32 protein-coding genes are annotated in these 25310 nt (G+C 53.2%); 10 read left to right on the top strand and 22 right to left on the bottom strand.

The features are described from left to right. Nucleotides 1-5: 5 nt before the first annotated feature. The 9 genes from ELR57_RS00840 to ELR57_RS00800 form a co-directional block, all read right to left on the bottom strand. Entirely contained in the window at nt 6-353 is a 348-nt protein-coding gene (locus ELR57_RS00840; RefSeq protein WP_126956292.1) for a YciI family protein, read from the bottom strand. Nucleotides 354-471: 118 nt separating this feature from the next. Beyond that, a complete protein-coding gene (locus tag ELR57_RS00835; protein WP_126956290.1) occupies nt 472-1083 on the bottom strand; it encodes a class I SAM-dependent methyltransferase in 612 nt (203 codons plus the stop codon). A gap of 25 nt (nt 1084-1108) precedes the next feature. Further along, nucleotides 1109-1444 (bottom strand): thioredoxin family protein, encoded by a 336-nt coding sequence (locus ELR57_RS00830; protein WP_126956288.1) that lies wholly within the window; start codon nt 1442-1444, stop codon nt 1109-1111. A gap of 99 nt (nt 1445-1543) precedes the next feature. Next, the gene (locus tag ELR57_RS00825; RefSeq protein ID WP_126956286.1) at nt 1544-2884 is read right to left on the bottom strand and encodes a VanZ family protein; all 1341 of its coding nucleotides are present in this window, start codon (nt 2882-2884) and stop codon (nt 1544-1546) included. A gap of 82 nt (nt 2885-2966) precedes the next feature. Further along, a complete protein-coding gene (locus ELR57_RS00820; protein ID WP_126956284.1) occupies nt 2967-4100 on the bottom strand; it encodes a HAMP domain-containing sensor histidine kinase in 1134 nt (377 codons plus the stop codon). Next, a complete protein-coding gene (locus ELR57_RS00815) occupies nt 4088-4765 on the bottom strand; it encodes a response regulator transcription factor (protein WP_483296219.1) in 678 nt (225 codons plus the stop codon). Before ELR57_RS00815 ends, ELR57_RS00820 begins: the two co-directional genes overlap by 13 nt. Nucleotides 4766-4862: 97 nt before the next feature. Then, on the bottom strand, nt 4863-5324 hold the full coding sequence (locus ELR57_RS00810; protein WP_126956282.1) for a phage tail protein: 462 nt from the start codon (nt 5322-5324) through the stop codon (nt 4863-4865). Between the two features lie 32 nt (nt 5325-5356). Beyond that, nucleotides 5357-5779 carry a DoxX family protein gene (locus ELR57_RS00805; protein ID WP_126956280.1) on the bottom strand — a complete coding sequence of 141 codons (423 nt, stop codon included), beginning with the start codon at nt 5777-5779 and terminating at the stop codon, nt 5357-5359. Between the two features lie 214 nt (nt 5780-5993). After that, a complete protein-coding gene (locus ELR57_RS00800) occupies nt 5994-6347 on the bottom strand; it encodes a winged helix-turn-helix transcriptional regulator (protein WP_126956278.1) in 354 nt (117 codons plus the stop codon). A 132-nt stretch (nt 6348-6479) separates the two neighbouring features. On the opposite strand from ELR57_RS00800, the gene ELR57_RS00795 reads away from it, so the two are divergent. Beyond that, nucleotides 6480-6992 carry a dihydrofolate reductase family protein gene (locus ELR57_RS00795; RefSeq protein ID WP_126956276.1) on the top strand — a complete coding sequence of 171 codons (513 nt, stop codon included), beginning with the start codon at nt 6480-6482 and terminating at the stop codon, nt 6990-6992. Nucleotides 6993-7010: 18 nt separating this feature from the next. Here the strand turns inward: ELR57_RS00795 and ELR57_RS00790 are convergent, their stop codons facing one another. Further along, nucleotides 7011-7856, bottom strand: coding sequence for a helix-turn-helix transcriptional regulator (locus tag ELR57_RS00790; RefSeq protein WP_126956274.1), 846 nt, complete (start codon nt 7854-7856; stop codon nt 7011-7013). A gap of 127 nt (nt 7857-7983) precedes the next feature. Between ELR57_RS00790 and ELR57_RS00785 the strand changes: the two genes are divergently transcribed. Then, nucleotides 7984-9369, top strand: a complete 1386-nt coding sequence (locus ELR57_RS00785; RefSeq protein ID WP_126956272.1) for an MFS transporter — start codon at nt 7984-7986, stop codon at nt 9367-9369. Here the strand turns inward: ELR57_RS00785 and ELR57_RS00780 are convergent. Next, nucleotides 9334-9792, bottom strand: a complete 459-nt coding sequence (locus ELR57_RS00780; protein WP_126956270.1) for a MerR family transcriptional regulator — start codon at nt 9790-9792, stop codon at nt 9334-9336. The two genes, ELR57_RS00785 and ELR57_RS00780, sit on opposite strands and share 36 nt — an antisense overlap. A gap of 113 nt (nt 9793-9905) precedes the next feature. On the opposite strand from ELR57_RS00780, the gene ELR57_RS00775 reads away from it, so the two are divergent. Next, nucleotides 9906-10751, top strand: a complete 846-nt coding sequence (locus ELR57_RS00775) for an aldo/keto reductase (RefSeq protein WP_126956268.1) — start codon at nt 9906-9908, stop codon at nt 10749-10751. A 78-nt stretch (nt 10752-10829) separates the two neighbouring features. On the opposite strand, the gene ELR57_RS00770 is transcribed toward ELR57_RS00775, so the two are convergent. After that, on the bottom strand, nt 10830-11543 hold the full coding sequence (locus ELR57_RS00770) for an SDR family oxidoreductase (RefSeq protein WP_126956266.1): 714 nt from the start codon (nt 11541-11543) through the stop codon (nt 10830-10832). Nucleotides 11544-11705: 162 nt separating this feature from the next. Here ELR57_RS00770 and ELR57_RS00765 point away from each other — a divergent pair, with 162 nt between their 5' ends. Continuing rightward, a complete protein-coding gene (locus ELR57_RS00765) occupies nt 11706-12044 on the top strand; it encodes a winged helix-turn-helix transcriptional regulator (protein ID WP_126956264.1) in 339 nt (112 codons plus the stop codon). A 173-nt stretch (nt 12045-12217) separates the two neighbouring features. Next, nucleotides 12218-12682, top strand: a complete 465-nt coding sequence (locus ELR57_RS00760) for a staygreen family protein (protein ID WP_126956262.1) — start codon at nt 12218-12220, stop codon at nt 12680-12682. Nucleotides 12683-12684: 2 nt separating this feature from the next. Here the strand turns inward: ELR57_RS00760 and ELR57_RS00755 are convergent, their stop codons facing one another. The 5 genes from ELR57_RS00755 to ELR57_RS00735 all read right to left on the bottom strand — a co-directional run bounded on the left by ELR57_RS00755 (nt 12685) and on the right by ELR57_RS00735 (nt 17506). Then, nucleotides 12685-14388, bottom strand: a complete 1704-nt coding sequence (locus tag ELR57_RS00755) for a S41 family peptidase (RefSeq protein WP_126956260.1) — start codon at nt 14386-14388, stop codon at nt 12685-12687. Nucleotides 14389-14477: 89 nt separating this feature from the next. After that, nucleotides 14478-15845 (bottom strand): HAMP domain-containing sensor histidine kinase, encoded by a 1368-nt coding sequence (locus ELR57_RS00750; RefSeq protein ID WP_126956258.1) that lies wholly within the window; start codon nt 15843-15845, stop codon nt 14478-14480. Continuing rightward, the gene (locus tag ELR57_RS00745; RefSeq protein WP_126956256.1) at nt 15842-16519 is read right to left on the bottom strand and encodes a response regulator transcription factor; all 678 of its coding nucleotides are present in this window, start codon (nt 16517-16519) and stop codon (nt 15842-15844) included. The genes ELR57_RS00750 and ELR57_RS00745 overlap by 4 nt, the downstream gene beginning before the upstream one ends. Before the next feature lie 90 nt (nt 16520-16609). Beyond that, the gene (locus ELR57_RS00740; protein WP_126956254.1) at nt 16610-17053 is read right to left on the bottom strand and encodes a DUF2269 family protein; all 444 of its coding nucleotides are present in this window, start codon (nt 17051-17053) and stop codon (nt 16610-16612) included. Between the two features lie 15 nt (nt 17054-17068). After that, nucleotides 17069-17506, bottom strand: coding sequence for a DUF4267 domain-containing protein (locus tag ELR57_RS00735; protein WP_126956252.1), 438 nt, complete (start codon nt 17504-17506; stop codon nt 17069-17071). A gap of 119 nt (nt 17507-17625) precedes the next feature. On the opposite strand from ELR57_RS00735, the gene ELR57_RS00730 reads away from it, so the two are divergent. After that, on the top strand, nt 17626-17958 hold the full coding sequence (locus tag ELR57_RS00730) for a winged helix-turn-helix transcriptional regulator (protein WP_126956250.1): 333 nt from the start codon (nt 17626-17628) through the stop codon (nt 17956-17958). A gap of 37 nt (nt 17959-17995) precedes the next feature. Here the strand turns inward: ELR57_RS00730 and ELR57_RS00725 are convergent, their stop codons facing one another. The 5 genes from ELR57_RS00725 to ELR57_RS00705 form a co-directional block, all read right to left on the bottom strand. Then, nucleotides 17996-18433, bottom strand: a complete 438-nt coding sequence (locus tag ELR57_RS00725; protein ID WP_126956248.1) for a rhodanese-like domain-containing protein — start codon at nt 18431-18433, stop codon at nt 17996-17998. Between the two features lie 91 nt (nt 18434-18524). Further along, nucleotides 18525-19412: a LysR family transcriptional regulator gene (locus tag ELR57_RS00720; RefSeq protein ID WP_126956246.1), complete on the bottom strand. Its 888-nt coding sequence runs from the start codon at nt 19410-19412 to the stop codon at nt 18525-18527. A gap of 97 nt (nt 19413-19509) precedes the next feature. Further along, nucleotides 19510-19875: a GntR family transcriptional regulator gene (locus ELR57_RS00715; protein ID WP_126956244.1), complete on the bottom strand. Its 366-nt coding sequence runs from the start codon at nt 19873-19875 to the stop codon at nt 19510-19512. Beyond that, entirely contained in the window at nt 19872-20528 is a 657-nt protein-coding gene (locus tag ELR57_RS00710) for an ABC-2 transporter permease (protein ID WP_126956242.1), read from the bottom strand. Before ELR57_RS00710 ends, ELR57_RS00715 begins: the two co-directional genes overlap by 4 nt. Beyond that, nucleotides 20521-21375 carry an ABC transporter ATP-binding protein gene (locus tag ELR57_RS00705; protein WP_126956239.1) on the bottom strand — a complete coding sequence of 285 codons (855 nt, stop codon included), beginning with the start codon at nt 21373-21375 and terminating at the stop codon, nt 20521-20523. The genes ELR57_RS00710 and ELR57_RS00705 overlap by 8 nt, the downstream gene beginning before the upstream one ends. Before the next feature lie 209 nt (nt 21376-21584). Here ELR57_RS00705 and ELR57_RS00700 point away from each other — a divergent pair, with 209 nt between their 5' ends. The 4 genes from ELR57_RS00700 to ELR57_RS00685 are packed head-to-tail and all read left to right on the top strand — an operon-like array spanning nt 21585 to nt 25310. Continuing rightward, nucleotides 21585-23063: an NAD(P)/FAD-dependent oxidoreductase gene (locus ELR57_RS00700; RefSeq protein WP_126956237.1), complete on the top strand. Its 1479-nt coding sequence runs from the start codon at nt 21585-21587 to the stop codon at nt 23061-23063. Nucleotides 23064-23103: 40 nt separating this feature from the next. Next, a complete protein-coding gene (locus tag ELR57_RS00695) occupies nt 23104-23718 on the top strand; it encodes a TetR/AcrR family transcriptional regulator (RefSeq protein ID WP_126956235.1) in 615 nt (204 codons plus the stop codon). Between the two features lie 34 nt (nt 23719-23752). Then, nucleotides 23753-24631, top strand: a complete 879-nt coding sequence (locus ELR57_RS00690) for an ATP-binding cassette domain-containing protein (protein ID WP_126956233.1) — start codon at nt 23753-23755, stop codon at nt 24629-24631. Then, nucleotides 24624-25310: a hypothetical protein gene (locus tag ELR57_RS00685; protein ID WP_126956231.1), complete on the top strand. Its 687-nt coding sequence runs from the start codon at nt 24624-24626 to the stop codon at nt 25308-25310. Before ELR57_RS00690 ends, ELR57_RS00685 begins: the two co-directional genes overlap by 8 nt.

Here is a 25310-nt window from a genome sequence, read left to right as displayed (position 1 = left end):
ATCGGTTACTTAAGCGCCGGAAGGTTCTGTCTTACCTCGACGGTATCGACAGGTCCTCTGGCCGCCCACTCCAAGGCGGTATCCAGATCCGGCACCTCGATCACGAATATCCCGCCGAGCTGCTCCTTGGTCTCCGGGAACGGTCCGTCCTGAACCGCCATCTCGCCGCCGCGGCGCTTCATCGTGGCAGCCGTATCCGGCGCGTAGAGTCCCGAACCGAACACCACGATTCCCGCTTCCCGCAGGGCATGAACATAATGGGTCCAGCCCGCCAAGTATTCTTGCCGCTTGTCCGGATCCGTTCGGGCCGCAAAGTCCTCCTGGCTCTCATAGAACATCAAAGTGTAACTCATAAGTCAATTCCTCCCTCGATCATTCATTGGAATTTGGTTTCACTAAGATGTCGTACCGGCTGATGGGATTTCGACAAGACGCAGAAAATTTTTTATCTGAAACGGCCTTGCCGGCGAGTCACGGACGAAGTCGAGGATTCTTGGCCAGAATGACTTGGATCACATGCCCGACTCCGGTATGAAGCTGCCCTTCTTCTCTCTTCTGCTCTCCGTAGAAGAAATGAAGAACCTCGTAATCGCTCGTCCATTCCAGAACGTCGGCGGGACGATAAAGCATGTCGACCGATTTGGGGCCGCCGGTTCCGTAGCGGATTTGATCTTCGGAATAGACTTCCAGCATGACGATGCCGCCCGGTTTGACCACCGCGAGCAATTTGTCGAACACCTTTCTTTGCTCTGCCTTAGGAAAGTGCCCGAAGACCATCAAAGCGCCGTCATAGGCTTCGGAAGGAACCGAGTCGCGGAGCAAATCCTTAAGCTCGGTTTCTACCTTGACCTGATACCGCTCCGCCAGCTTCTCGGTCTTCTTCAGACCGTTCTCGGCATAGTCCCATGCCGTAACATGGTAGCCTTGCCTCGCCAAATAAACGGCATTCCGGCCTTCGCCTTCCGCGAAAGCGACGATCCTCTCCCCATGGAACCGGCGCGCTTGTTCTTCGATGAAGGCATTGGGCTGCTCCCCGTAGGCATATTCCTGCAATCCGAACCGTTCATTCCAGGTGTTCATCATCGCGATATCGTCCTCCCGTCGTTTTTTATTCCGTCGCTAATTCATAGATCTTGCGGATTTTCTCATCGAGCAGATCCAGATGAACGATTCGCGCTTCGCGTATGTATTCTTTGCCGTCTACAAAAAGCAATAATACGGGAACGGTGAACACCGAGAATCTTCCGGCGACTTCTTGAACTTCCCACGCGTCTATCTCCGCCAATTGAATCTCGGGATAGCTCATCATTAATCTCCGCACCTGAGGCTGCAAGGCATGACAGACGCTGCAATCCGTACCGTAAATATAGAGGAACGATAATTTGTGGCGTTGGATAAATTCATCAGCGGCTTCAACGCTTGTTAATGGTTCAAATTCTCTCATGGGTACCCTCCGGGCAATTCTATCCTTCTTGTATGTATTTATTATGCAACAGATTAAAGAAATCCGATACGTTGCTAACGTAATCGGATTTCTAGCCGATCATTCGAACTTATAAATAAAAATGGATTCCGCCAGAAAGTCCTGTCTGATATGCTTGCCCGTTAACTGCACCGTTTGATCGGCTGCGAGCATCTCGCGGGTCGCGGGGCGATCCTTGTAGGATTTCCCGCCTCCCTTCACGACCCGGAGAGTATACTTCGTCCCTTCCGATATCATTACCTTAACCTTGACCGCATTGTCCCCCAATCCCATAACCGAGACAGCCGAACCTCCGTCCAGCTCCTGGTCCATGCTTAGGTTAAGGGTGATCCGATTCCCGTCCAGATCAAGAATGGAGCCTGAGATCTCCTCGGGGGCAGTTGCTGGCGAAGCCTCCTTCCCGTTCTCTTCGGAATTCTTCTTATCTGGCCGCGGGCTCTCCGATTGCCCGGTTGGACTTGAGATTTGGATGGCATCCTCCGCATCGCCGCTCCGCGGAAGGGGATCGGTTATCAGGATAACCTCGGGAACGTTCGATTGCGGGTTCAGCCAGAGCCGGATTCCTGCCCGCTCCGGGATGCCGCCATATTGCTCAGAGGTCAGCTTCTCGTAGCGAATGGTGGTCCGCTGTTTGCCGCCGATGATCGTGCTTCGATAGATTTTCGTACTCCGTGCGAGAGCCGATTGCCGTTTCTCCAACCATTCATCCTTTGTTCGATCTCCTGTTGCCCAGCCTAAGTAATACTCCGCCCGATCGCCTGTCAGCCGGATCAGCGTTCCCTCCGCATCGGCCTCCCGACGCGGGATAAACTCCATTCCTTCATAGACAATCTCATGCTTGGTCAGGCCAAGCATGTCGCCAAATTCTTCCCTGGCGATCCATAACGCGGGAATGCTGCCGACCGCGATGAGCGCCAGAACCAGGCCTTGCGTCTGAAGAGAATTCTGATTCGCATAACGAGCGATCCAACGATAGATGACGAACCCGCATAATGCTCCAAGCATATTCAGCAGAACGTCATCGATATCGGCGCTGCCCAGCGACAACGCGAATTGCAGGCTTTCGAACAGAATGCTGACGGCAAGAGCGAGAAACGCCAGCCGGGCGGGCCTTGCGCGCACGTTAGGGAACAAGGCAGGCATCAGCATCCCGAACGGGACAAATATCGCCGCGTTTCCGGCGATATTGGAGAAGGCTCTAAGCCAATTCGCGGATTTTAAATAGGTTCCATAGTCGACGAAGATTTGAAAAGGGAGGAGATTATAGGAACGGTAGCCGCCGGATCGGCCTTGAACAATATCTGCTAACGACCCTGTCTTAAGAAGGATGATCTTAATCAGAAATGCGATATAGACGGCAAAAACCGCGTACATCAGCCCTGTTACAGCTTGCTTCTTCATTGGTTATCCGACCCCTAATCCTTATTGTCGCCTTCTTGGCGTAAGGAAAGGATAACGTAAAGTTCTCAACTTCCTCTCAATTTCAGATGGAAAATGCAGCCGTTATGCTAGCCCCGCCATTCTCGGCATTGGCGACGGACAAGCTGCCGCCATGCTTCTCGCACAAGACCTCGCAGATATAGAGGCCGATTCCCGCTTGCCCTTTGACCGTTGAGGGATCGTGGTAGAACGGTCTCTGGGCCATGCTCAAGCCTTCGTCGCTGAATCCCGGCCCATCGTCCCGAACCGTCAGCACAAGCTTGCCTTCCGCAACCCGGCACTCAATCCCTATCTCTTCAGAAGCATGGCGAACAGCGTTGGAAATGAGATTCTCCGCGACGCGAAGGAATAGCTTGTCGTCGACTCGGACCGTCGGCTGCTGGATTGATACGTTAACACGGTAACGAAGGCGGTCCTGCGGAACAAGAGCTCTCATCGTCTCCCCTACCGCCTCCTCCAGCTTGGCAGGCGGGATGTCGTTCTTGTGCACCCGAATATCCTCCAATCGGCCAATGGAGCTCATCCCCTCGATGTACTGCTCGATTCGGTCGATGCTAGCCGACATCGAATGAAGCACCTTGCTTATTTTCTCAGGGGCCAGCCTCCGGGAGGATCCATACTCGATAAGGAAATCATGGTAGCCCTTTAACGTGGTCACCGGGGTTCGCAGATCGTGAGCAAATGCGGCATTGAGCCGTTTCCTCTCTTCGGCCGTACGCCACATCTTCGTATAAACGGCTGCCATCTCCCTGCGCATCCGCTCAAACGCTTCGACCGCCTCATTCATCTCGTCTCGCTGATCGTAGCTAAGCCTGAAATCAAGATTCTGCCTCGAAATACGCTCGGCTCCTTCAATGAGCAGTGCAATCGGCCGTTTAAGCTTCATCGAGTAATACTTCCGCGCCGCCATAAAGATGAACAAGCCAAACGCAAGGATAGGAAAAACGCTCGAAGTCCATCTCAACAAATGGATCAGCAGCTCATCCTTGCCTGACAACTCCTCTCTCGCGACATACAGGGTATCGGAATGAACGAGCGTGTATTTCCGCATAATGCGGTAGATTCCGCTGGAGCACAGATTCTGGACAAGGATGGCCAAGACAGAGGCTCCCGTCACGGCAAAAGCCATCAGGAGAAAAAGGCTGGCCTTCAAGGATAAACGATTTAAGCGTTCCATTGATAGCCGACTCCCCAGACCGTCTCGATGAACGGATAATCGGTATGCTCGGCGAATTTCTTGCGAATCTTGCGGATATGCTCCATGATGACGCCGGAGTCCCCTTCCTTCTCGCGGCCCCATACCCTTTCGTAGATGCGTTCTCTGTCGAATACCTGTCCGGCGTTCATGGCAAGCAGCTCGATAATCTCATATTCCTTCTTGGAGAGCGGAATCGGCTCCTCATGCACGAACGCCTTCTTGCTATCGTAATCGATCACGATCCCGCCTTCGAACAGAGCCCGCTGCTTGGTCGAATTGCGGCGTTCCCTTCGAAGATGCGCCTCGATCCTCGCCCCGAGCTCGCGGATGCGGAACGGCTTCTCGATATAGTCGTCTCCGCCCTTGCGGAACGCATTGATCTTGTCAGGCTCCTCCACCTTCGCGGTCAGAAAAAGAATCGGACAGGAGACGTGCTCGCGAATCCGTTCGCATACTTCGAGCCCGTCCATGTCCGGCATGCCGATATCAAGGAGGATCAAATCCGGTCCCTTAGCCACCTTCTCCAGCGCCTGCATTCCGTTCTCCGCGGCAAAGACGATATAATCATTCATCTCGAGGTAATCCGTCAACAACGACAGAATCTCTTTATCATCGTCGACTACAAGCAGCTTAGGCCTAATCAACTTGCATCTCCTACCGTTCCATCTCTATGTTAAAAGTGATTTTACCCGTAAGATCTCAAATTTTTATCAAGATTCCCAATCTTGCTTATTATCCTTCTTAATATTCCCCTTTAATCACGAAGAACGAACCCCGGATCGTTCCGGCCAGCTTGGACTTCTGCCTGGCAAACTTGAACTTCCCCAGCTCCGCCGGGATCTCCATCCCCTCGGAAAGCTTGAATCCGACCGCCCTCTTCTTAGGGTCGTCGACCGTGTACAAGACGTTAACCCCAAGGCCGTCCTCGTAAAACACGAATGCCCAACGGATATTCTCTACTTGAAAATACGACGTCTCCAGCGGTTTGGCCGCAAACTCGATATTCCGCTCTTCTCGAAGAATCCGATTCACGTAATCCAAGGTCTCTTGGCTCTCGCTTGCCGGTACGACCGTGAATTCGTGCTTGTATTTGTTCATAAAATAACGGGCTTCATTCGCGCGCAGACCGGCAAGCGCTACTGCTGCCGGGGAAGTTTCCAAACCGACCGCGGACACATTCTTGAAATCGACGATATAGGACATTCTAATCTCTCCTCTTCTAGTTCAAATGAATTTTAAAGTTTACGGTTCTTCGGGCGCAGCGCCCACGACGCAACATTCAAAGCGGCATAGAAAAGCGGAAGAATCATATGGGACCCGTAGCCGCCATAATCGTCGGCGAGCATATGGGAGAAAGCCGCTCCCGTCATTAGAAAGAAAATGCCGGCGTAAGCCCATTCCTTAAGCCGTGGAAGACCCGGCGCGACGATTGCCAGGACGCCGAGCAATTTCCAAGTTCCCAGAATGCTCGTGACGTACAGCGGGAATCCGATGTTCGTTACCAAGTCGACATTGCCCCCATACCGCATCAGTTGACCAATGCCGCTTAGCGTAATGGATATCGCAAGCACCATGGTAACGATCCAATAGGCAATCCCTTTTACTCGGGGCCGGTTTCCTGCTCTAACGGCATTTTCCGTAACGTTAATTGTGCTCATTGCGCTTTCTCCTCCATTCTCCATTAAGACACCATTTGGTGTCGGTTTGATTATAGGACACCTTTAGGTGTCCAGTCAAGAGTTATTTCTGAGAAAATGTGGAATTTCCCCTGCCCATGAGCGAATAGGGCCTCTATATGACATAAAGCCATCCCATGGGGATGGCTTTATGGATCTCTCGGCATTATTCATAGCTGTATCCTTGTCTCTTGCTTCATGCTTCCTCTTCCAGCAATTCCGACCCGCTGCGCAGATGAGCGCCGTGCTCCTGCGTCCATGACCACATGGCAGCGAAGATCGGCTGAAGAGCCTCCCCGGCCGCCGTCAAGTCGTATTCCACATGCAGCGGCACGCCGGGGAACAGCGTGCGCGTGACGATCCCTTTGGCTTCCAGTAGCCGCAGGCGGTCCGTCAATGTCTTCGGACTGATCGGGTGCAGCTTGCGGCGCAGTTCCCCGAACCGCCGGTTCCCGTTAAACAGCTCGAACAAGAGAAGAAGCATCCACTTGCTATCCAGTATTTCGAGAATCGGCTCAACCTTCCCGGGGCAGGATGAAGTCCTTTCCATTCGCGACTCCTCCATACTTCATTTTTTGTAACTATTGCATTTAAATGTAACTACTTTTCAAATATACCACAGCGGACTTAATATTGGATCCAGGCAATGAAAATATTGGTTACTAATGAGGAGGACATCAACATGAAGACTGTATTATGGGCTACCTTAACGGCAAACGGAAATTATGCGCAATCCGGCGCGGAGAATCCCCCCAAGAAGGAGGCGCTTAACGACTTCGCGAAGCAAGCGATGGCGGCGGGCAACTTTATCGTCGGGCGGAGAACTTTCGAAGCCATGCGAGGAAACGGAGGAGGAGGCGGGCCCTTCGCCAATCTCGACATCGTCGTCCTCTCTCAGACCGTCGCGGAGATGCCGGGGGCTGCCGTTGCGAAGTCGCCGGAGGAAGCGTTGCGTTACTTGCGGGAGAGAGGTCATCAAACCGCGCTTATTAGCGGAGGGGCGGATATTCATAACGCATTCCTGGGTCGGGGACTCGTCGACGAATTGATCTTCAACGTGGCGCCCGTTCTGGAGGGCAAAGGGCTGAATCTGGTTATCGACCAAGCTAACTATCGCTATAAGGAAGTAAGCTTGATCGACTGTTCGCCCCTCGGCGGCGGAGTCGTGCAGCTTCGCTATGCGATTGGACGATAAGGAAAAGAATAAGGGTTCTCATTCACGCTCGGCGATCAGACGGCGGATCTTGTTTGCCGTATCGTAATCAGGCAGAGGCGTACTCACTTTGATTTGCAGATCCGGGTTCTCGCTCGATTGGAAGGATACATTCTCGAAGGCCAATTTGCCCGCTATGGGGTGGTAGATGAGCTTCTTCCCCTCCGGCGAGTAAAGCACGTCGCGGTCCGGCCACCACTGCCGGAACTCCGGGCTGCTCCGGGTCCATTCTTGAATCCGCTCCGTCCACCACGGGTCGCCTACGAATCGGCCGTACCCCGCGCGGAATCGGGCCAGTTGCCGTCTTGCATGCTCCTCCCAGCCTTCTCTCAGCAGCTCCCGCATGGAGGGAGACATGAACGTGCGCCACACCGAGTTCCGCTCCAGCTCCGACATCGCCGCATAGTCGCCGTAAATGGCCGATGCCGCTTTGTTCCAGGCGATCACCGTAATCGTGGGGTCGACGACGAACGCGGGGGCCGCTTCCTGCAAGTCGAGGAAACGTTGAAGCGCCGGCGGCACGACAGGCCGCGTCGTCTGCTGCCCAAGAGGCTCTTGCTTAAGCGCCAGGTGGAATAGATGCCTTCGGTCGTTGACGCTCAGTCGCAGCGCGCGCGCGATGTTGTCCAGCACTTGCGTCGACACCTGAATGTCTCTTCCTTGCTCTAACCTCGTATACCAATCGACGCTTACCCCTGCCAGAGAGGCGACCTCTTCGCGACGCAGCCCGGGCGTGCGCCGTCGTCCGCCGTCCGGCAAGTCGACGCGCTCCGGAGCAAGGCGTTCACGGCGACTGCGCAAGAACTGGGCTAGCTCCAACAGACGATCGTCCTTTGTTTGTTCCATTTGAGCGTCCCCCTATCCTACGAGTTTATGTCCTAGGATAAACTCTCTTCTCGTTAGGCGCTTTTTCTCATTGTACACTAGAGGACGCCAAGAATACCCCTACAAGGGGAAAAAGAGGTGTCCTGACATGAATCCATCTTCCCTCTCGGAAGCCTATGCGACAAAACCCGCAACGAATGCTCTCCTATTGATTGGACTTTCCCTCGGCTATTTTATCGTTCTGCTGGATATGACCGTGTTGAACGTAGCTCTCCCGGCAATCCGACTCGACTTGGGCGGCGGATTCGCAGGCATGCAATGGGCTTCCAACGCCTACACGATCGTATATGCCTGCTTGCTGCTGGCCGCAGGCTCTCTGGCCGACCGCTTCGGCGCCAAACGTCTGTTTATCTGGGGTCTCGCTCTCTTTCTCGCCGCTTCCGTTCTATCGGCTGCCGCTTCTTCGCTCGCCGTTCTGATCGTCGCCCGTGCATGGCTCGGGGTAGGCGGCGCGGCTCTGCTGCCGGCCTCGATGGCCTTGTTCACTCATGCGTACCCGAACCCCGCCGCCCGGGCGCGCGCGCTCGGCATCTGGGCCTCCCTATCCGGGATCGCGATGGCGGCGGGCCCCGTCATCGGAGGCGTGCTCGTCGATTCGTTCGGTTGGCGCAGTATTTTCCTAATGAATGTACCCATCGCGCTCGCAAGCATCGCCGTTGCCGCAGCGGGAACGCGGGAGACGCCTCGCCGTTCCGAGACGAGCTTCGACATAGGCGGACAGCTTACCGCTATCGTCGCCGTCGGCTCGCTCACATTCGGCTTGGTACAGGGCGGCTCAGTCGGCTGGTCCGCCCCTCAGGTCGTCGTCACCCTCATCGTTGCCGCCGTCGCCGCAGTGCTGTTCGTGCTGTTCGAAGCACTCGGCAAGTCCCCGATGCTGCCGCTCCATCTGTTCCGAATTTCCAACTTCTCTACGGGGCTGGCGGCGGGGTTAGCGGTTAACTTCGCCTTCTCCGGCCTGCTGTTTCTGCTGTCGCTTTACTTCCAGCAGACGCTTGGCTACTCCGCGTTCGCCGCCGGTCTTGCGTTCCTGCCGTTCATGCTTCCGCCGACCTTCAACCCCATTCTGACGGGGAGGCTCGTAGGCAGGATCGGCCCCCGGATTCCGGCTGCGATCGGCTTTGCTCTTCTGACCGCAGGCACGCTGGTGCTGCTCTTGGCTAGAGAGAACAGCTCGTATGCGATCCCCCTGATCGGACAGCTTCTGGCCGGCTTCGGCGTCTCCTTCGCCATTCCGTCTCTGATCCCCGCCGTCGTCTCCTCCGTTCCCAAGGAACAGGCCGGCATCGCTTCGGGCGCGCTTAACTCCAGCCGCCAGCTCGGAGCCGTTCTCGGCGTTGCCCTTCTAGGCACGATCGCCAGCTCGAGCGATTCGTTCATCGCCGGCTTGCATGCCGCATTGGTCGTCGCCTCGATCTTGCTGCTTGCCGGCGGCATACTATCGCTGCTGCGTCTTGGCCGCAGCGGCCGCTAGACCGAAGTCAGGAACGGCGGGATTCTCCAGAGCCCACTTCGCGGGGTTAGAGCCATCGACAATATCCCCTTTAATAATGGAAAGATAATAATCGGCCTTTGCTTCCATATAATCGGCCCGATGTTTGGCTTCCTGCAATTGAAGAAGGGCACGCTCTTTTTGCCTCCGAATAATCTCGTATCGTTCCTGAATGGTAGAATCGCCTTCTAAACAAAGATCTATGTAGGTTTTAATATCTTCGAGAGACATTCCGCATTGTTTTAGAATTTTGACGCCTACAAGCCAATTGAGCGATTCCTCGTTGAATAGCCGCGCGTTATTGGAATCTCGAACGACTCCTGGTATTAATTCCATATCCGTGTAATAACGAACCGCATGCTCGCTTAATTCAAGCTTCTTAGCCACCTCTTTGACCGTGTACATTAAATCCCTCCTCCTATAATTCTAACGATATCCCTCTTGCCTTCGTGTTACACGAATGGTGTAACGTACTAATTGAAGTCGTATCGGAGCCTAAGTTATCGGAGGGAATAAGGATGCAATTTATAACCCTGAATAATGGAGTACGAATGCCGATTCTAGGATATGGCGTTTACCAGATTCACGATCCCGAGGAATGCGAGAGATGCGTGCTTGAAGCCATTCGCGTGGGTTACCGTTCGTTCGATACGGCACAAGCGTACCGAAACGAAGCTGCCGTCGGTCGTGCGGTCAAGAGAAGCGGAGTGCCTAGAGAAGAGTTCTTCATCACCACGAAAGTCTGGATCTCCAATGCGGGCTATGACAAAGCAAAGGCCTCCATTCAAGAATCGATGGTTCAGCTTCAAGTCGATTATCTGGACTTGGTTCTGATTCATCAACCGTTAAATGATTATTATGGGACGTACCGCGCGATGGAGGAGCTTTATAAAGCAGGTAAAATCAGGGCGATCGGGGTGAGCAATTTCTCCCCGGAGCGATACGTCGACCTGGTGAAGTTCAGCGAAGTGGTGCCGGCCGTGAATCAGGTAGAGACCCATGTCTTTAACCAGCAGGTCAAAGCGCAAGAATGGATGAGAAAATACGGGACGCAGATGGAATCCTGGGGTCCCTTCGCAGAAGGGAAGAACGATTATTTCTTTAACTCGACCTTGCGGCAGATCGGCGATAAATATAACAAATCGACGGCTCAAGTCGCTTTGCGCTTCTTGATTCAGAGAGACGTAGTCGTCATTCCGAAAACGGTCAAAACAACCAGAATGGAAGAGAACTTTAACGTCTTTGATTTTCATCTTACAGCGGAAGACATGGAAAAGATAGCTGCGTTGGATACGGGCGAGAGCTTATTCTTCTCCTCATCTGATCCGCAAACCGTAGAGTTTATCATTAGCCTCGGCAAATAAAAGTCTGCTAGTCATTCATAAAACTGCAAAGAGGCGGTGTCCGTTAAGACACCGCTTCTTGAAGTTGCGCTCATTATCTTAAATGAGAATATGCCCTCCCTCCACATGAAGAACGGTCCCGGTCACGAAGCTGTTCTGGAGCAGGTACAGCACGCTCTGCGCGACGTCTTCCGCTCTGCCTACTCGTCTCACGGGCAGCTTGCCCGCCACCGTCTCATAGAATTGGCTGCGTGCTTCTTCCGGCATCTTGCTGCGTGAAGGCGTATCGATGATGCCGGGCGAAACGACATTCACTCGGATCGGGGCCAGCTCCAGGGCGAGGGTCTGGCCAAGATTCGATATGGCCGCATTGACGGCGCCGAGTGCCGATGAGCCAACCATTGCCTTGTAAGCAACAACGCCCGAGAATAACGTGATCGAACCGGACAGGGATATTTGGGCAGCCCCATATTTGGCCGCGTAGTACTGGCCCCAGAATTTGTTCTCGAACAATCGGCGAGCTTGGGCGGACTCCGTCTGAAGGAAAGAACCCCCCGATGTCTCCGCGGCGCTGACGACCAAATGGTCGAAACGGCCGACCTTCTCAAAGAATGTTTGTACCTGCGGTTCATGGGTCGTATCCAGTGGATAAGCTTCCGATCGGGGTCCAAGAACCGCTTTTGCCTTGTGCAATTTTTCCTCCGAGCGGCTGGCCACGACCACTTCCGCCCCAAGCGCGATGGCTCGTTTAGCCGTTTCCAGGCCAATGCCGGAGCTGCCGCCGATGATCACGATTCGTTGAGCTTGTAACATGAGATAACCTCCTAAGGTTTGGATTATCGATTCCCAAGACTATTATAGGAACAGTAAATTCATTTAGGGAAGTAGTGATCTATTGTACATATAATTTCCCTAAAGTTATTATTGTGATATAATGAGCCAAATCAGATCGATAATTCTTTGGAGGATGGTCCGATGAACGCTGTTGACCCCATTGAATTGAACAAAGGAACGCCGGGCGAACCTTGCCCCATAGCCAAGACGCTTGACGTTATAGGGACGAAGTGGACATTCCTGATCATTCGGGATCTGCTGATCGAAGGGACGCTTCGATTCAGCGATCTGCTGAGATCCTTGGAGGGGATAAGTCCTAAGACGCTCTCGCTTCGATTGAAGGAATTAGAGGAGAACGGCCTATTGGAGCGGAAGGTGTTCCCGGAAGTTCCCCCGCGCGTCGAATATACATTGACGGAGAAAGGGAATCGATTGGAAGGCGTATTTATTGAATTAAAGCGATTCGGATTGCATCTATAAGAGGCATAAAAAGAAGAAGCAGGCCTAGACTGGTTTGTCCTCAGTATTGGCCTGCTTTTCGTTGCTGCCTTATTCGCCGCTATCGAAGTTGTTTGAGGTGTACCCTTCATGCGATCATAAGGCCGCTGCCCCGCATAAGTTAAATGACCTCATATGTTCGGGAGTGGATCGACATGGCGCTTTTTAACCCTCAGAAATTATCCGTCAATCTAATTCCGCCTGCTACCTGGGCTCATCCCGTTGAGGGAAGAAAATATACCCTGACGCATTCGGACAGCACGGGCCAATTATTCTTGGACATCGGATATGGATACAACGGCAAAGCCATCGATCCCAAAATGCGCGACGAAGTGTTGGCGGAATGGATAAAAGACCCGAATGGCCGTCTACGTATAGCCGGGACAGCGTACGTAGACGGCGGTGAATTCAGCCAAACGGAAGCTGAAGCCCGCTTGGCTGTATTCAAGAAGGAGATGGCGACCGCGCTCAAAGGCATGATCAACGGAGACCGTCCCTTTTACGCAAACTATCCCTTTCTCCTTAATGCGCCTATTTATATCCAATTCCTGTCCGCATATCCCCAATATAGACAGGTCATCTACTATGGTACGCCGCGCCAATATCTAGAAGAAGCTTGACGCTAATTCTCCATCGCCTCGATCGCATACTTCAGCTCGACGTCCTGCCCTTCCATCACGCTTTGTTTGAACGTAGCTTCATTAAGGGGAATTCGGATGTCGGGAAGCACGCCTCCGGCTCCGGACCGGTCGGCGTCTCCCTGGACCGTTCCGTTCCGATCGAGCGATCTGCCGTCGGGGAATTGAATGACGTAGCCCTCGGGCATCTTGATTTCGATAGGACTGCTCATGATCCCGAACGAACCGGCCGTCGAGGTGAATCCGACGATTTGGACATTGGGCTCGCCTTTGAGGACGAGAGGCATCCCTTCTCCCGAGCTTCCGGTACGGCTGTTGATCAAGATGGCTACTCTTCCGCCGAAATAAGGCTTAGCCGGCTTGACCTTAACGACTTCGTTCCGGTTCCGTTCAAACTTCCCGGTGTATCTGTTGTAATAACTGACATTCTCGTAATGTTTCCTCTCCTTGACGAAGAACCCGGCCAGATCGGCGGCAAGCTGATCGTCCCCGCCGGGATTGTTCCGCAGATCGATGATCAACCCTTTGGCTTGCCTGTCCTGGAACCCCTCCAATAAGTCCGCCAGACTTCTCTTGGGTGAAACGCCTTCTGACACGGGGAGAAAATGCTTGATTCTCACATAGCCATAGCCGTTGCCGAGCATTTGCCCTTCAACCGGGGAGACATCCAGGTCGGACTGCGCGAGCTTGCTTCTCGTCCTTTTCAATGTCTCGAATCCATCGTCATAAGCCGTCAGCTTCGTTCGGATGGGCTCGGACTCCCCCCAGTTGCGGAATTCGACTTGTACTTCCTTGCCGATGGGGGCGCGAACCATAAACCGGCCTTGATTGAGCCTCATCCCCTCATTCGTGGCCATGCCCGTCTCGCTCCAGGTGGTCCGGTCGTACGCTTCCTCCCCCGTTTCCCCATCCCACGTGACGATCTCCGCCCCTAGCTTGATTCCGCTCTTGGCCGCGGGGCTGTTCTCCAGAACCAGACTGACGAGTACCTTGCCGTTATCCAACTGAACGGTGCTTAGTCCGAAGCCGCCGCCGACTTCCCTCTTGAACACCGTATTTCCGTCGTACACCTTATCGTTGACGATCTTGACATGTCCGTCCCGCAGGGAAAACAGGTATTCCCTTAACGTTAAATAGTACAAATCGTGGTTATGGGCTCTTTCGGCTTGTTCGAATAGCGGCTCATACTTGCTTCGAAGCTCGTTCCAATCGATCTGCTTCCATTCCCCGAACGGGTATTCCCGCGACAATCTGTCGTTCATGGCAACGAATGCCTTGGAGTAGCCCATTCCGCTGTAATCGCTAACCGGGTTGTACCTTAATACTCCCGCGTATGCCAAGGCAAACACCATGGGGGCAACTCCGCATGCGCAGAGGACGCTCCTGGCGATCCTGAACGGTTTCCTCCTCGGGGTCGTCCAAGCTTTGGGCTTTACCAGTCTCCCGAACGTGCAGATAAACACAAGCAGCGTAAGGGATTCGATGAGGAGAGCCGGAAGGCTCCTATCCCCGGAGAGGACGCTTGCCATGGCCGCAAGCATGCCCGCGCCGGGCAAATAATCAAACCATCTGTAAGGCTTCTTGATTGGTATCGCGTATACCGTCAATACGAATAAATTAAGGATGCACATCGCCCACTCATAAACCGTCAGCCATTTGACCGAATCGATCGTACCGATAACGCTCATACTCCGTCTCCTCCGTTTCTTTTCTCAGCGGCCTCCACTGGGATCCATGGGAAGAGTAGGGGAGAAATATGAACGGAGCGTGAACCGGCTTACGATTCGTCAGGCGGAGCGGCGGGCAGATAAACGACGACTTTGGTGCCTTGTCCGACTTTGCTTTCTATGCGAATATCGCCATGGTGAAGAGCGCAGATCTTCTTGACGATCGCGAGTCCAAGGCCATTGCCGCCGCTTCGGCTCCGGGACCGGTCCGCCTTGTAGAAACGCTCGAACACGCGGCCCAGCTCATCCGGCGCAATCCCGATTCCGGAGTCGGATATCGTCACGGTATATCCGTCCATGCGGGCCGTCAATTGAATATGGATGCGTCCGCCTTCCGGCGTGAACTTGATGCTGTTGCTTAGCAGGTTCGTCCATGCTTGGTTGAGCAGGTCCTTATCGGCCGTTATTTCGACGGCCCGAGGCAGATCCAGATCGATAACCAGGTTCTTCTCCGACCATAGGGGTTCGCCGTTCACGACGACCTGCCTGATCTGTTCGTCCAGACGGAAAACGGCATAGTCCAGAGGATGATGGTTGGAATCGAGGGATGCGAGCTTGAGCAGATGATCGCTGAGCCTGGACAATCGGCCGCTCTCCGCCAAGATGATATCCAGATACGCATGGCGCTCGTCTTCGGTCATGGCCTTCATGTCCTTCATTGCTTTCGCAAAACCGGATATCGACGTTAACGGAGACTGAATCTCGTGCGACACATTCGAGACGAAATCCTGACGCATCCGCTCCAATTGCTTCAGATCCACCGCCATCTCGTTGAAACTCCGGGCCAATTTTCCCAGCTCGTCCTTGCGCTTCATGGCCAATTCCACGTCGAAGTCGCCCTTCGCCAGTCGTTTGGTCGCGGCAGTAAGCGTCTTGATCGGTCTTACCACGTACATCGCGGCGATAAGAATGCAGATACTCCCCGTCGCCAGAACAAGCAGAAGGATGACCAGCAGCAAGCGGGTGAGGGTGGATTCGTTCTTGGACGAAGGTCTTAAGAATAAGGCTTGCCGCTCCTCTCCGATTTGGAACGGCAGCCCGACGAACGTCTTCTTGTCCTTGGGGGTAGATCGGTATCTCTCGCCTTCCAGAACTTGCCGAATGGACTCCCGCGATATCGCAAGATCGCCCGAGTCGGAGCTGTATTTGAAGGACTTCAAGGCTCCGGAGCGCTCGTATAGTTGAACGGAGTAGGAAGTGAGCTGCACCATGCTCTCCATGAACCGATCCATATTCGCCGGCCTCGTCTGCTCATAGACGCGAATGATCTCCTCCCCCGCGGCTATCAAGTCGTTCTGCCCGATCCGGTCAATCTTTCTCTCGAATAGGGCAAGCCCGGCCAGAACGGAGACCAGCAGCCCTATTCCCATGGCTGCCAAGAACGTCAACACGACGCGAACGTATAAGGACCTTGTCATTTCTTCACCTCTAGCCGGTAGCCGAGGCTGCGGACCGTCTCGATGCGAAAATGCTCGGCATCCCCGGCGAATCGCTCCCTGATTCTCTTGATATGAACATCGACGGTCCGGTCGTCGCCCTCGTAATCCATCCCCCAGATTTGCACGATCAACTGTTCCCTGGTTAATAGTTGCCCAGGGTGGCAGGCCAGCTTGAAGAGAAGCTCGAATTCTTTTAACGGCAAGATTAGCTCCTCGTCCTCCCGGATTACTTTGAAGGCCCGCCGGTCCAACACGATTCCGCCTAATTGAACGACCTGGGAGGAAGCGATTCGATAACGCCTTAGCAGCGCTTTGACTCTCATCACAAGCTCCGCGGGATCGAATGGCTTGGTCACGTAATCATCCGTGCCCAACTGAAAGCCCCTCACCTTCTGCCCCGCTTCTCCTATGGCCGTTACCATGAGCAGCGGAATGTCCGGATATAGGCGCCGGATCTCCACGCACAGCTCCCACCCGTCCATATGCGGCATCATGATATCGAGAATGACGATATCGACCGGCGACTTCTCCATGACGGAGAGCGCCTGGGTTCCGTCAGCCGCCTCGACCGTATCGAACCCTTCGTTCCGCAGATACAACGTCATGAGCTTGCGAATATGGGCATCGTCGTCCGCGACGAGAATTCTGGTCATTCCCCCTGTAGCCTCCTTGAAGGATAGATTCGATAAACGCAAAAGGAGCTGTCGCGGCGCAACGAGCTCCAAGAACCTCGATAGGATGGTTTAGGGTTTGAATACCATTAGCACAATCGAGAGGAATACGGCAAGATTGGCGACCCCCTCCAGCCAAGCGGAGCGTCTGCGGCTATGCCGGTAAGCCTCGGGCAGATCATCGCCCTGCGTCTGCTGCAGCAGCTTCAGCTGCTGCTTGATGCCGGCCGGAAGCAGTCCGGCGAAGATGACCAGAATGACCAAGAAGATGACGATCGAAGCCACATACCACCGCTCCCGGAACAAGTAGGTCTCCTGGAAGCCGATCGCAAGACCCGAAAGAAGCAGCAAGGTGCCCCCGATCTTCGGCAGGATCGCCGTCTTCTCCAGCAACCCGAGCGCGAACTTGGCCTGGCCCACGGTCCGGGCGCTGCTCATGATGATGGGATAGCAGATGACGGCGGCTATGGCCGTCACTGAGGCTGCGATATGAATGAACAACAGGTAACTATACATGTTCTGCCCCCTATTTTAGCTATGCCCCGGTAAGGATACGGAGTTAGCTGTCGTTCTGGCATGCCGCTCTTCTCGATACAGCAGCCAACTGATGACAAACCCGTATACGGCGCTAACGATATGAATCCAAGAAGGCGTTTTATCCGTTGCGTACGTGAGAACTAAAGCTGCATCCAGGATAGGCATAATCGTAGAAGTCAACATGCCGATAAGCAATGCTTTTCTCATCCGGAAAATCATTAGAACCAACAGGAAGATGCCGATAAACAGATCTCGATCCGCTTTTACATACACAAGGGATTTATCGGCGGTGTCCTGCAGAGGGATCCCATACCCTCGAATCGCGGCTTCCGGCTGGAGAAAGCCTCTTATCCCTAAATACAACATTAACAAGGTAATGACGCCTACCATCCAGAAGGTTGCCGACTTTACTCCCCACTCCGATTTTCCCATACGTCCTAGCTCCTTTTCCTGTTCGATTGGATTGACTTCATTGTATAGCGGTTGTAAAATTCTGTTAAGAACGCACTTTAAAGTAAGGGGCTCACTTGGAAGTAAGGGAGTGGTTGATCATGATTCACCCGCGCGAATGTCCGATCGAGACCGTCATTCACGTACTGGGCGGCAAGTGGAAGCCGTTTCTTCTGTGGCATCTGATGGATTCAACCAAGCGCTTTAACGAGCTGGAGAAGCTCATCCCGGGCGTCTCCCAGAAGATGCTCGCTCAGCATCTCCGGGACCTGGAGCAGGAAGGCGTAATCGAAAGGACCGTATACCCGACCGTCCCGCCGAAAGTTGAATATTCGCTAACCGAGTACGGTAAAACGTTGATCCCTGTGGCGGAAGTCATGTGTGCATGGGGAGAAAATCATAATGAGCGGAAACGCGATGAACCAGCTTCTTGAAGCTGGTTCTTTTTTTCTGATGATGAGAGGGATTGCCTTAACCGTTCATGCAAGCCGAATGACCCGATGTGCCTTCCACTTCGTTGCCTTCTCTGCGCCAATACTCGATGCCTCCAAGCATCTCTTTCACCTGGAAACCGAGAGCGGATAGACGGGCGGCTCCTTTGGTACCGCCGTTGCAAGCGGGTCCCCAGCAATAGACGACGATCAGCCGGTCTTTGCCAAATGCCGCGGTCGTTTCGGCGTTGATCTGGTTGGAAGGAAGGTTAATCGCTCCCGGTACGTGGCACTCGCCATAAGCCTGGGAACTGCGCACGTCTAGGAGCAAGAAGTCGTTAAGCCCATGCTGCATGTCGTACTTCACGTCCGACACGTCCGTCTCGACTGAAAGCTTGTTCATGTAGTGTCGATGCGTTTGCTCCGGCGATGCGGCAGGCGTCTCAAGTACGAGAGAGAAGCGGGTCTGAGTGGTCATTTTTAGCAGCCTCCAAGGATTGTCGTTTTCTTGCCATCAATATAGCACGACTCTCGACATTGGAGTTATCGATAGAAATCTATAGTATTCTTCAATCATTTTGATAATTGGCGCCGCTTATAAGCTCTAAGAAGCCCTCGAAGGCCTTCGCTTTCCATTTTCTCTTGGAGTAGATCAATTGCGTATAGAACCTGCACTCTTCATGGACGAAAGGAATCGCTGCGAGTTGTCCTTTGCTAAGCTCTTCGGCAACCGTGATTCGGGGCAGAAGGGCAATGCCAAGACCGTAGGTCACGCACTGTTTGATTGCTTCCAAATTCCCGAACTCGTAAGCGAGATTGTAGCTGACTTGATTTCCCTTCAACACCTTAAGCAGCATCGCGCGGTAAGTGCAGCCGTCCTCCGTCATGATCAAGGATTCCTTCTCTAGATCTCCCGCATGGACTTCACTGTGTCCGGCAAGTTTGTGGTCAGGGCTAGCAATGATAACCAATGGTTCTTCCCTCAGAATACGGCACTCCAGCTCAGGGTCCGAGAACGGGGGGTCCAGAATAATGCCGATATCCAAAGCGCCTTCTTTGACCGATTCGATAATAAAGGGTTCATTCCCCGGTTGAATAGCCACGGTAACCTCTGGATATTGATGACGATAAGCCTTAAGGCGCGACGGAAGATAGAAAGCCGCCAACGTCTCGATCGTTCCTATGGAGAGCGTCCCCTTGGACTGCTTGGAGACAGCTTCCTTGGACTCTTCATGCAATCGGTGTATATCGTTAGCGTATTGAAGGAGCGTTTCGCCGGCCATTGTCAGCTTCATCGCTCTTCCGTATCGTTCCAAGAGGACCACGCCATAGGATTCCTCTAGTTTCTGAATTTGCGTCGTTACGCTGGACTGGGCATACCCCAGCATTTCCGCGGCTCTCGTGTAGCTTCCCCATTTCGCCACTTCGCGAAAGGTTCTCAGATAAGTCAGTTCCACCGTCCTCGCCTCCCTTCTCCTTATAGCATGACGAAGCGAATAGTAAATCCAGGGAAGCACTGTAGCAGCCCTTTTATGACGATTCAACTCCAATGCGCTAATAACTTTTTCTCAGCAATTCAATCACTTCATCCAGGGTGAGGCCAAACGATTTGTAGTATAAGGTGTCGATTTCCATCTGCTTCAGGATCATCTCGTCGCGGATTCGGCGCACCTCATCCGATGAGAATTCGGCTACAAAACATCCTTTGCCCGTTACGGTATCGATCAACCCGCTTCGTTCGAGTTCCTCCCAAGCTTTCTTTACGGTGATGACGCTAACGCCGAGCTCAAGGGCGGCTTGCCGAATGGGCGGTAAACAATAGCCGCTTGCCAGCTCGCCTTTCAGGATTTGGGCACTGATTTGTTCGAAAAGCTGCTGATAAATCGGTTTGTCTGAATGGTTCGAGATAGATACGTTCATAGAATCTCCACTTTAAGGAATCGTTTAGCTCCGATCCGATAGGCTATCAGGGTGAAGGCGATAAATATCGCAATTCCCGCTATCAGAAGGGACAGTTGAAGCGCCGTATGGTCAGCCCCGGAACCATTGAAAATGTCATTTACCCGCGGGCTCTGAATGCCGACCCATTGGGCAACTCCGGCAAAAAGCATAGCGGCCGTAATGGATGCGCACATGGCCCCGCCGAACTTATATGCCGTCTTGTAAAACAGGGGTATGAATACGAGGTTGTAAATCGCGAGCATGACAAAGCATAATCCCCAGAAGCCCATATGCGGCGCGAAGAAATAATAGGTCAGATTCGGGTATAAGCGAAGCGTAAAGATACCATAAATCATTGCGGTTACCAGGTGCAACAATTCCATGATAACAATAACGCTTACCCTTGCTTTCACGATATCCTTCTTGGTTACGGGCATCATCGCGGTAAACATCAAATCGTTCTGGGCCCTGAATCCGCCGAAAATGTTCGGCATCGTAATCCAACAGAAATACATCGGGACGATAAAATAGATCCAACCCGGTATGAGCATCAAGGCGTTTAAGACGAGGGGAAATAACAAGAAAGCAGGATTTATCCCTAGTTTCAGATCCTTCCATACTAAGTTATACATATGCATCCTCCTTCTTGGCAAAATAGATCATGATCTCCTCGAGACTCGGCGTGGCGGCTTTAAGGTTGGTAGAGGGATCGAAGTCCTTGGCGCGGATCAATCCCGTAAAGCCGAATGAATTGATTTTGTAGGAAATCAGCTGTGCCTTCACTTGATTCAGTTGGCTCTCGCTGCCGCTTAGCAATCGATAGGCTTCCATAAATTCGTGCTTCTCCGAGCTGGCGATGATTTGCCCGTTGTCAATGAAGGTAATATAATCGGCGCATTTCTCCAGATCGGATGTAATGTGAGTCGAGAAGAGAATGCTGATCTCTCCGTCGAGGACGAGCTCTTGGAAAATATCGAGCAGATCGTCCCTTGCGACCGGGTCGAGTCCGCTAGTCGGTTCATCCAGGATGACAAGCTTCGCGCCATGAGATAAAGCAAGGGCTAAGCTATACTTGACCTTCATGCCCGTTGACAGTTCCGCAACCTTCTTATTCTCATCTAATTTAAATCTTCTTAAATAGCTGTGATAGGTCTCCTCATTCCAATTCGCGTAGAACTTCTTTATGACATCGGTTAACGTCTTGATCTTGCTTCGCGTATAGAATTCAAACCCGCCGAATGCATAGCCGATTTCTTGCTTTAATTCGATCTCGTGTTCGGCGACGTTCTTGCCCAGAATGCGCACCTCGCCGCTATCGATATGAATCATATTCAAGATGGATCGGATCGTGGTTGTCTTCCCTGCGCCATTGGCGCCGATAAATCCCATAATATATCCCTTCTCCAGTTGAAACGATACGTCTCTCAGCTGAAAGTTGGGGTATTTCTTATTTAAGTTTCGAATGTCTATTGCCAGCATACCGTACCTCCTCATCAGATTGTGTATGTTGTGCATACACAATGTACCACGGTGGGTTTCTGGAAGTCAAATGGTTTATAACCTAATTTTGGATTTAAATCCGCGCGCAGAATTTATAGAAATAATTGACAGATCGGATTGGATCGGTTATTTTGAGAATGAACGGTTCATTCTTAAAATAAGCATGCGGATTATGGAGGGATGACTTCATGAACACGGAACGAGCGATTATTATTGGCGGGGGTATCGCCGGACTGCTGGCAGCGAAGGTGTTGTCGGGATTTTATGGCGAGGTTGTGATCGTGGACCGGGATGCCTTTCCTCGGGAGCCCGAGAACCGCCCCGGAACGCCTCAGGCCTATCAGCCTCATCGCTTCACGCCTCGCAGCCGATTGATTCTAAACCGGATGTTCCCCGGCCTTATCGATGAGTTAATCCGACACGGCGCTCATCCCGCTCGCGGAACGAAGGCACATCTTCACAACCCCTACGGCTCGATGACCACCGTCGAACAAAGTCACGATGCTACTTTCAGCAGAGCCCTGTTCGAATGGGTCATACGGGGCTACATCCAGAGAACGACAAATATTCGCTTGCTTGGCATGAACGACGTGACCCACCTTCAAACGTCCGAAGACCGCTCTCGGGTAACCGGCATCGTACTCAGGGAGCGCGTATCGGGCGATCGCAAACGTTCCATGATGACGGCGGACCTGATCGTCGACGCGAGCGGACGCTTCTCCAAGGCCGTTCAATGGCTCAATGAGCTCGGATACCAGGTCCCGCGGCCCGAGCGATTAAAGATAGATCTCGGTTACAGCACTCGTCGATACCGCATCCCCGCCGGGCGCAAGGACGAACTGGATACGATCCGCATCGAAGGCGATCCCTTTGCGGCGACGCATGCGGGAGCTTTCTCGATCATTGAAAACGACGTTGCCGAGATGGTACTCTGGAATTTAAATGGCAGGTACCCTTCCACGGAACCGGCGCTATTCGAACAGGAAATTCGCCAATTGGGGAACCCGCTGCTGAATGACGCATTGAGAGGACTGGAACCGATCGGGCAGCCGCGCGGGTTTAGGGTACTGGAACTGTCCAGGCAGCATTTCGAACAGATGCCGCAATGGCCGTCCGGACTGCTGGTCATGGGAGACGCCTTCTGCCAGCTTGATCCTGTTTACGGTCAAGGAATGACGCTCGCGGCAATCGAAGCGGAGGTCCTTGAAGAATGTATCCGGCGACAGTTGGAGCAGCCCCGGCCGCGATTCGAGCTTGAAACCCTTCAGCGGCTGCAGGATAACATAGAGGTTGCCTGGTGGCTGAACGTCGTGTCCGACCTGCGTTGGAGAGGCGTTGAACATTCCGGCGCGCAGCCGCTTCAAGGCGTAACGTTCGCCCAGAACTACTTCGACCATATTCTCAAATGGTCTACGGAAAATGCCAATCACGAAATTCTAGGGTTATATTGGCTGATCAACTCCCTGTTCCTATCCCCGCAGGAATTGTTCCATGCGGATAGGGTCGCAGACCTTATGGCTGCAGGCGGCTCCGGCGAAGCGAAGCAATGGCTGGACCGCTGGATCGAGGAGTCGGATCGGCCGCTGGTCGAGCGACTGTCCCGAGCGATCCCCTCATTCGAGGGAGCCGCCTTCGCCACCTTGGACCAGCTTATGCATTCATCATGATCCTTTTCCAACTATTTCTCCCACGAAGGAGCGCTAACCGTTGACACCCTTATCCGAAGAGCAATTGATCAAACGGCGAGAAACCCAGAGGCAGCGAATCGCAGAAGCAGCCCTAAAGGTATTTGCCGTACGCGGCTTGCACGGAGCCAAGATGAGCATGATCGCCGAAGAAGCCGAACTGAGCGCGGGCCAGCTCTACCGCTTCTTCGAATCGAAGGAGGAACTGTTCATTACCTTGATTCGGCAGGTTGCCGAGGAAACGACCCAGGCAATGGGGAGGATCTACGATCTTCCCGGTTCTCCCTTTGACAAACTCCGCGCCTTTACCGCAAGCATTCTGCAAGAGGAGAGCGTGCAGTATCCATTCAAGCTGATTCAGCATGGCAATACGGAGGAAGATACACCGGGCGAAGTTAAGCAACTGCTGCAACAATTCTCCGCGAAGAGCTATATCGAGCAGCTGCTTCCTCTGTTCGAGGAAGGGCAGCGGACAGGAGATTTCGCGCAAGGCGATACCCGCAAGCTCATATCCGCCTTCCTGACCATGCTATCCGCATTGATTACGTTCAACATGCCCATGGATGAGGATCATCAAATGCCGGATGCCGATATTCTTATGCGAATTGTAGCGGGGCCGCGCGTTCGGGATCGCTAAGGGCCGCTTTATCACAAGGGGGAGATGATCGGACATGAGCACCATTCTGTCTTGCACGAATTTATCGAAGAGCTATGGCAAGCACGATGCCGTCCAGAATCTCGAGATGAGGTTGAACGAGAACACCATATATGGGCTTCTCGGCCGCAACGGCGCCGGCAAAACCACCTTACTCAACATGATAACCGGAAGCTTATTCCCCAGTTACGGTCAAATCGAACTTAACGGTTCCCCGCTTAAGAGAGGAGAGACGCCGAAGGACGTCTGCTATATTCGAGAGAAGAATCTGTTCTTCGGCGGCGCGAAGGTTATCGAGATCCTGCAGCTCTCGTCGGTGTTCCACAAGAATTGGGATTGGCCATTCGCCCACGAACTGCTTAGGATCTTCAATCTCAACCCGAACAAAAAGATTCGCCAGCTCTCCAGAGGAATGGAGTCGCTGGTCGGGAATGTCATCGGTCTGGCGAGCCGCGCGCAGCTTACGATTTACGACGAACCGGTCCTTGGCCTTGATGTGCTCATGCGAGAGAGGTTCTACCGCGTTCTGGTCGAGGATCATGCGAAGCATCCTCGTACGATTCTGTGCTCGACCCATCTGATAGACGAGATCGCGACGGTCGTTGAACAGGCTTATATCATCGATAACGGTTCCATTCAGATGCACGACACGGTAGACAGCATCCGAAGCCAGTCTCATTTGTTAAGCGGGGACCGGGCATCCGTAGAGAGCTTTACCTACGGCAGGAAGGTCATCTATCAAGAGACTTATGGCAATAGCTTGCTGGCTGCCGTATATGGAACGCTGGAGGAGAAGGACCGACAGCTCGCTCGCAATCGCGGCATCACGATCGATAGCCTGCCGCTTCAGAAGTTCTTCTCCTACCTGATCGAAGGGGGACAGCGAATTGGATAAAACGACCGTGCTGTTGAAGGCAACGTTTCTGCAACTTAGGCTTTATTTGTGGATTATCGTAGGCGTACTAGCCGTCAGCGTTATAACGGACCTCATCATAAGTCTCGCGATGGGTAACGGGGAGAACTCTTCCGTGTCGGCGGGTAATTTGCTCGATGTGTTCCTGATCTTCGTGGGCAGCGTCCTTCCCGTAAGCTTCTTCAAACGGTTAATTTATTTAGGCGCAACCCGGAAAGAGTACTATGTTGGCGTCCTGTTCGTCTATGCGGTGTCGGCAGCCGTCTTCGCCATCTTCAACATCGCTTGGCTCCAGCTGGAGAAAGACGTCATTCGCAGCTATGAGCATACGTTTAACATTCTCGAAATTTTCCACTGGGATCAATTCGGCTTCGGCGGCATGTTCGGGTACCAATTCGGTGCCTACCTGTTGCTGCTTGCGCTGTTGAACCTGCTGTTCTCCGGACTTCGCCATGCCGCGGGCTGGACGATCTGGGCGGTCCTCATTGCCGCGATCCCCGTCTTCACCTCGATCGCTGCCCTTCGGAGCAAACTTACCGATGGACTTCAGACATTGCTCTCCAACGATTCCCTTCTGCAAGGCTTCGGATTGACCTTCGGTGCGGCATGCCTGCTGTTTGCCGGAGGTTGGTGGTTTACGACGAGACGTTCGTTCGCGTAA

The organism is Cohnella sp. AR92, assembly GCF_003990975.1.
Taxonomy (GTDB): domain Bacteria; phylum Bacillota; class Bacilli; order Paenibacillales; family Paenibacillaceae; genus Cohnella.
The sequence above is the reverse complement of the archived record's forward strand: the minus strand, read 5'-3'. Positions and strand labels throughout refer to the sequence as shown.

Excerpts from the sequence above, each read along its gene's own strand:
- ELR57_RS00825 (WP_126956286.1), bottom strand. The coding sequence starts at position 2,884 with ATGAAGAAGCAAGCTGTAACAGGGCTGATGTACGCGGTTTTTGCCGTC.
- ELR57_RS00755 (WP_126956260.1), bottom strand. The coding sequence starts at position 14,388 with ATGAGCGTTATCGGTACGATCGATTCGGTCAAATGGCTGACGGTTTAT.
- ELR57_RS00780 (WP_126956270.1), bottom strand. The coding sequence starts at position 9,792 with ATGTACACGGTCAAAGAGGTGGCTAAGAAGCTTGAATTAAGCGAGCAT.
- ELR57_RS00725 (WP_126956248.1), bottom strand. The coding sequence starts at position 18,433 with ATGACCACTCAGACCCGCTTCTCTCTCGTACTTGAGACGCCTGCCGCA.
- ELR57_RS00700 (WP_126956237.1), top strand. The coding sequence starts at position 21,585 with ATGAACACGGAACGAGCGATTATTATTGGCGGGGGTATCGCCGGACTG.
- ELR57_RS00750 (WP_126956258.1), bottom strand. The coding sequence starts at position 15,845 with ATGACAAGGTCCTTATACGTTCGCGTCGTGTTGACGTTCTTGGCAGCC.
- ELR57_RS00840 (WP_126956292.1), bottom strand. The coding sequence starts at position 353 with ATGAGTTACACTTTGATGTTCTATGAGAGCCAGGAGGACTTTGCGGCC.
- ELR57_RS00810 (WP_126956282.1), bottom strand. The coding sequence starts at position 5,324 with ATGTCCTATATCGTCGATTTCAAGAATGTGTCCGCGGTCGGTTTGGAA.
- ELR57_RS00790 (WP_126956274.1), bottom strand. The coding sequence starts at position 7,856 with ATGGAACAAACAAAGGACGATCGTCTGTTGGAGCTAGCCCAGTTCTTG.
- ELR57_RS00820 (WP_126956284.1), bottom strand. The coding sequence starts at position 4,100 with ATGGAACGCTTAAATCGTTTATCCTTGAAGGCCAGCCTTTTTCTCCTG.
- ELR57_RS00740 (WP_126956254.1), bottom strand. The coding sequence starts at position 17,053 with ATGTATAGTTACCTGTTGTTCATTCATATCGCAGCCTCAGTGACGGCC.
- ELR57_RS00710 (WP_126956242.1), bottom strand. The coding sequence starts at position 20,528 with ATGTATAACTTAGTATGGAAGGATCTGAAACTAGGGATAAATCCTGCT.
- ELR57_RS00770 (WP_126956266.1), bottom strand. The coding sequence starts at position 11,543 with ATGTTACAAGCTCAACGAATCGTGATCATCGGCGGCAGCTCCGGCATT.
- ELR57_RS00735 (WP_126956252.1), bottom strand. The coding sequence starts at position 17,506 with ATGGGAAAATCGGAGTGGGGAGTAAAGTCGGCAACCTTCTGGATGGTA.
- ELR57_RS00745 (WP_126956256.1), bottom strand. The coding sequence starts at position 16,519 with ATGACCAGAATTCTCGTCGCGGACGACGATGCCCATATTCGCAAGCTC.
- ELR57_RS00690 (WP_126956233.1), top strand. The coding sequence starts at position 23,753 with ATGAGCACCATTCTGTCTTGCACGAATTTATCGAAGAGCTATGGCAAG.
- ELR57_RS00730 (WP_126956250.1), top strand. The coding sequence starts at position 17,626 with ATGATTCACCCGCGCGAATGTCCGATCGAGACCGTCATTCACGTACTG.
- ELR57_RS00785 (WP_126956272.1), top strand. The coding sequence starts at position 7,984 with ATGAATCCATCTTCCCTCTCGGAAGCCTATGCGACAAAACCCGCAACG.
- ELR57_RS00805 (WP_126956280.1), bottom strand. The coding sequence starts at position 5,779 with ATGAGCACAATTAACGTTACGGAAAATGCCGTTAGAGCAGGAAACCGG.
- ELR57_RS00775 (WP_126956268.1), top strand. The coding sequence starts at position 9,906 with ATGCAATTTATAACCCTGAATAATGGAGTACGAATGCCGATTCTAGGA.
- ELR57_RS00800 (WP_126956278.1), bottom strand. The coding sequence starts at position 6,347 with ATGGAAAGGACTTCATCCTGCCCCGGGAAGGTTGAGCCGATTCTCGAA.
- ELR57_RS00835 (WP_126956290.1), bottom strand. The coding sequence starts at position 1,083 with ATGATGAACACCTGGAATGAACGGTTCGGATTGCAGGAATATGCCTAC.
- ELR57_RS00765 (WP_126956264.1), top strand. The coding sequence starts at position 11,706 with ATGAACGCTGTTGACCCCATTGAATTGAACAAAGGAACGCCGGGCGAA.
- ELR57_RS00715 (WP_126956244.1), bottom strand. The coding sequence starts at position 19,875 with ATGAACGTATCTATCTCGAACCATTCAGACAAACCGATTTATCAGCAG.
- ELR57_RS00830 (WP_126956288.1), bottom strand. The coding sequence starts at position 1,444 with ATGAGAGAATTTGAACCATTAACAAGCGTTGAAGCCGCTGATGAATTT.
- ELR57_RS00705 (WP_126956239.1), bottom strand. The coding sequence starts at position 21,375 with ATGCTGGCAATAGACATTCGAAACTTAAATAAGAAATACCCCAACTTT.
- ELR57_RS00760 (WP_126956262.1), top strand. The coding sequence starts at position 12,218 with ATGGCGCTTTTTAACCCTCAGAAATTATCCGTCAATCTAATTCCGCCT.
- ELR57_RS00795 (WP_126956276.1), top strand. The coding sequence starts at position 6,480 with ATGAAGACTGTATTATGGGCTACCTTAACGGCAAACGGAAATTATGCG.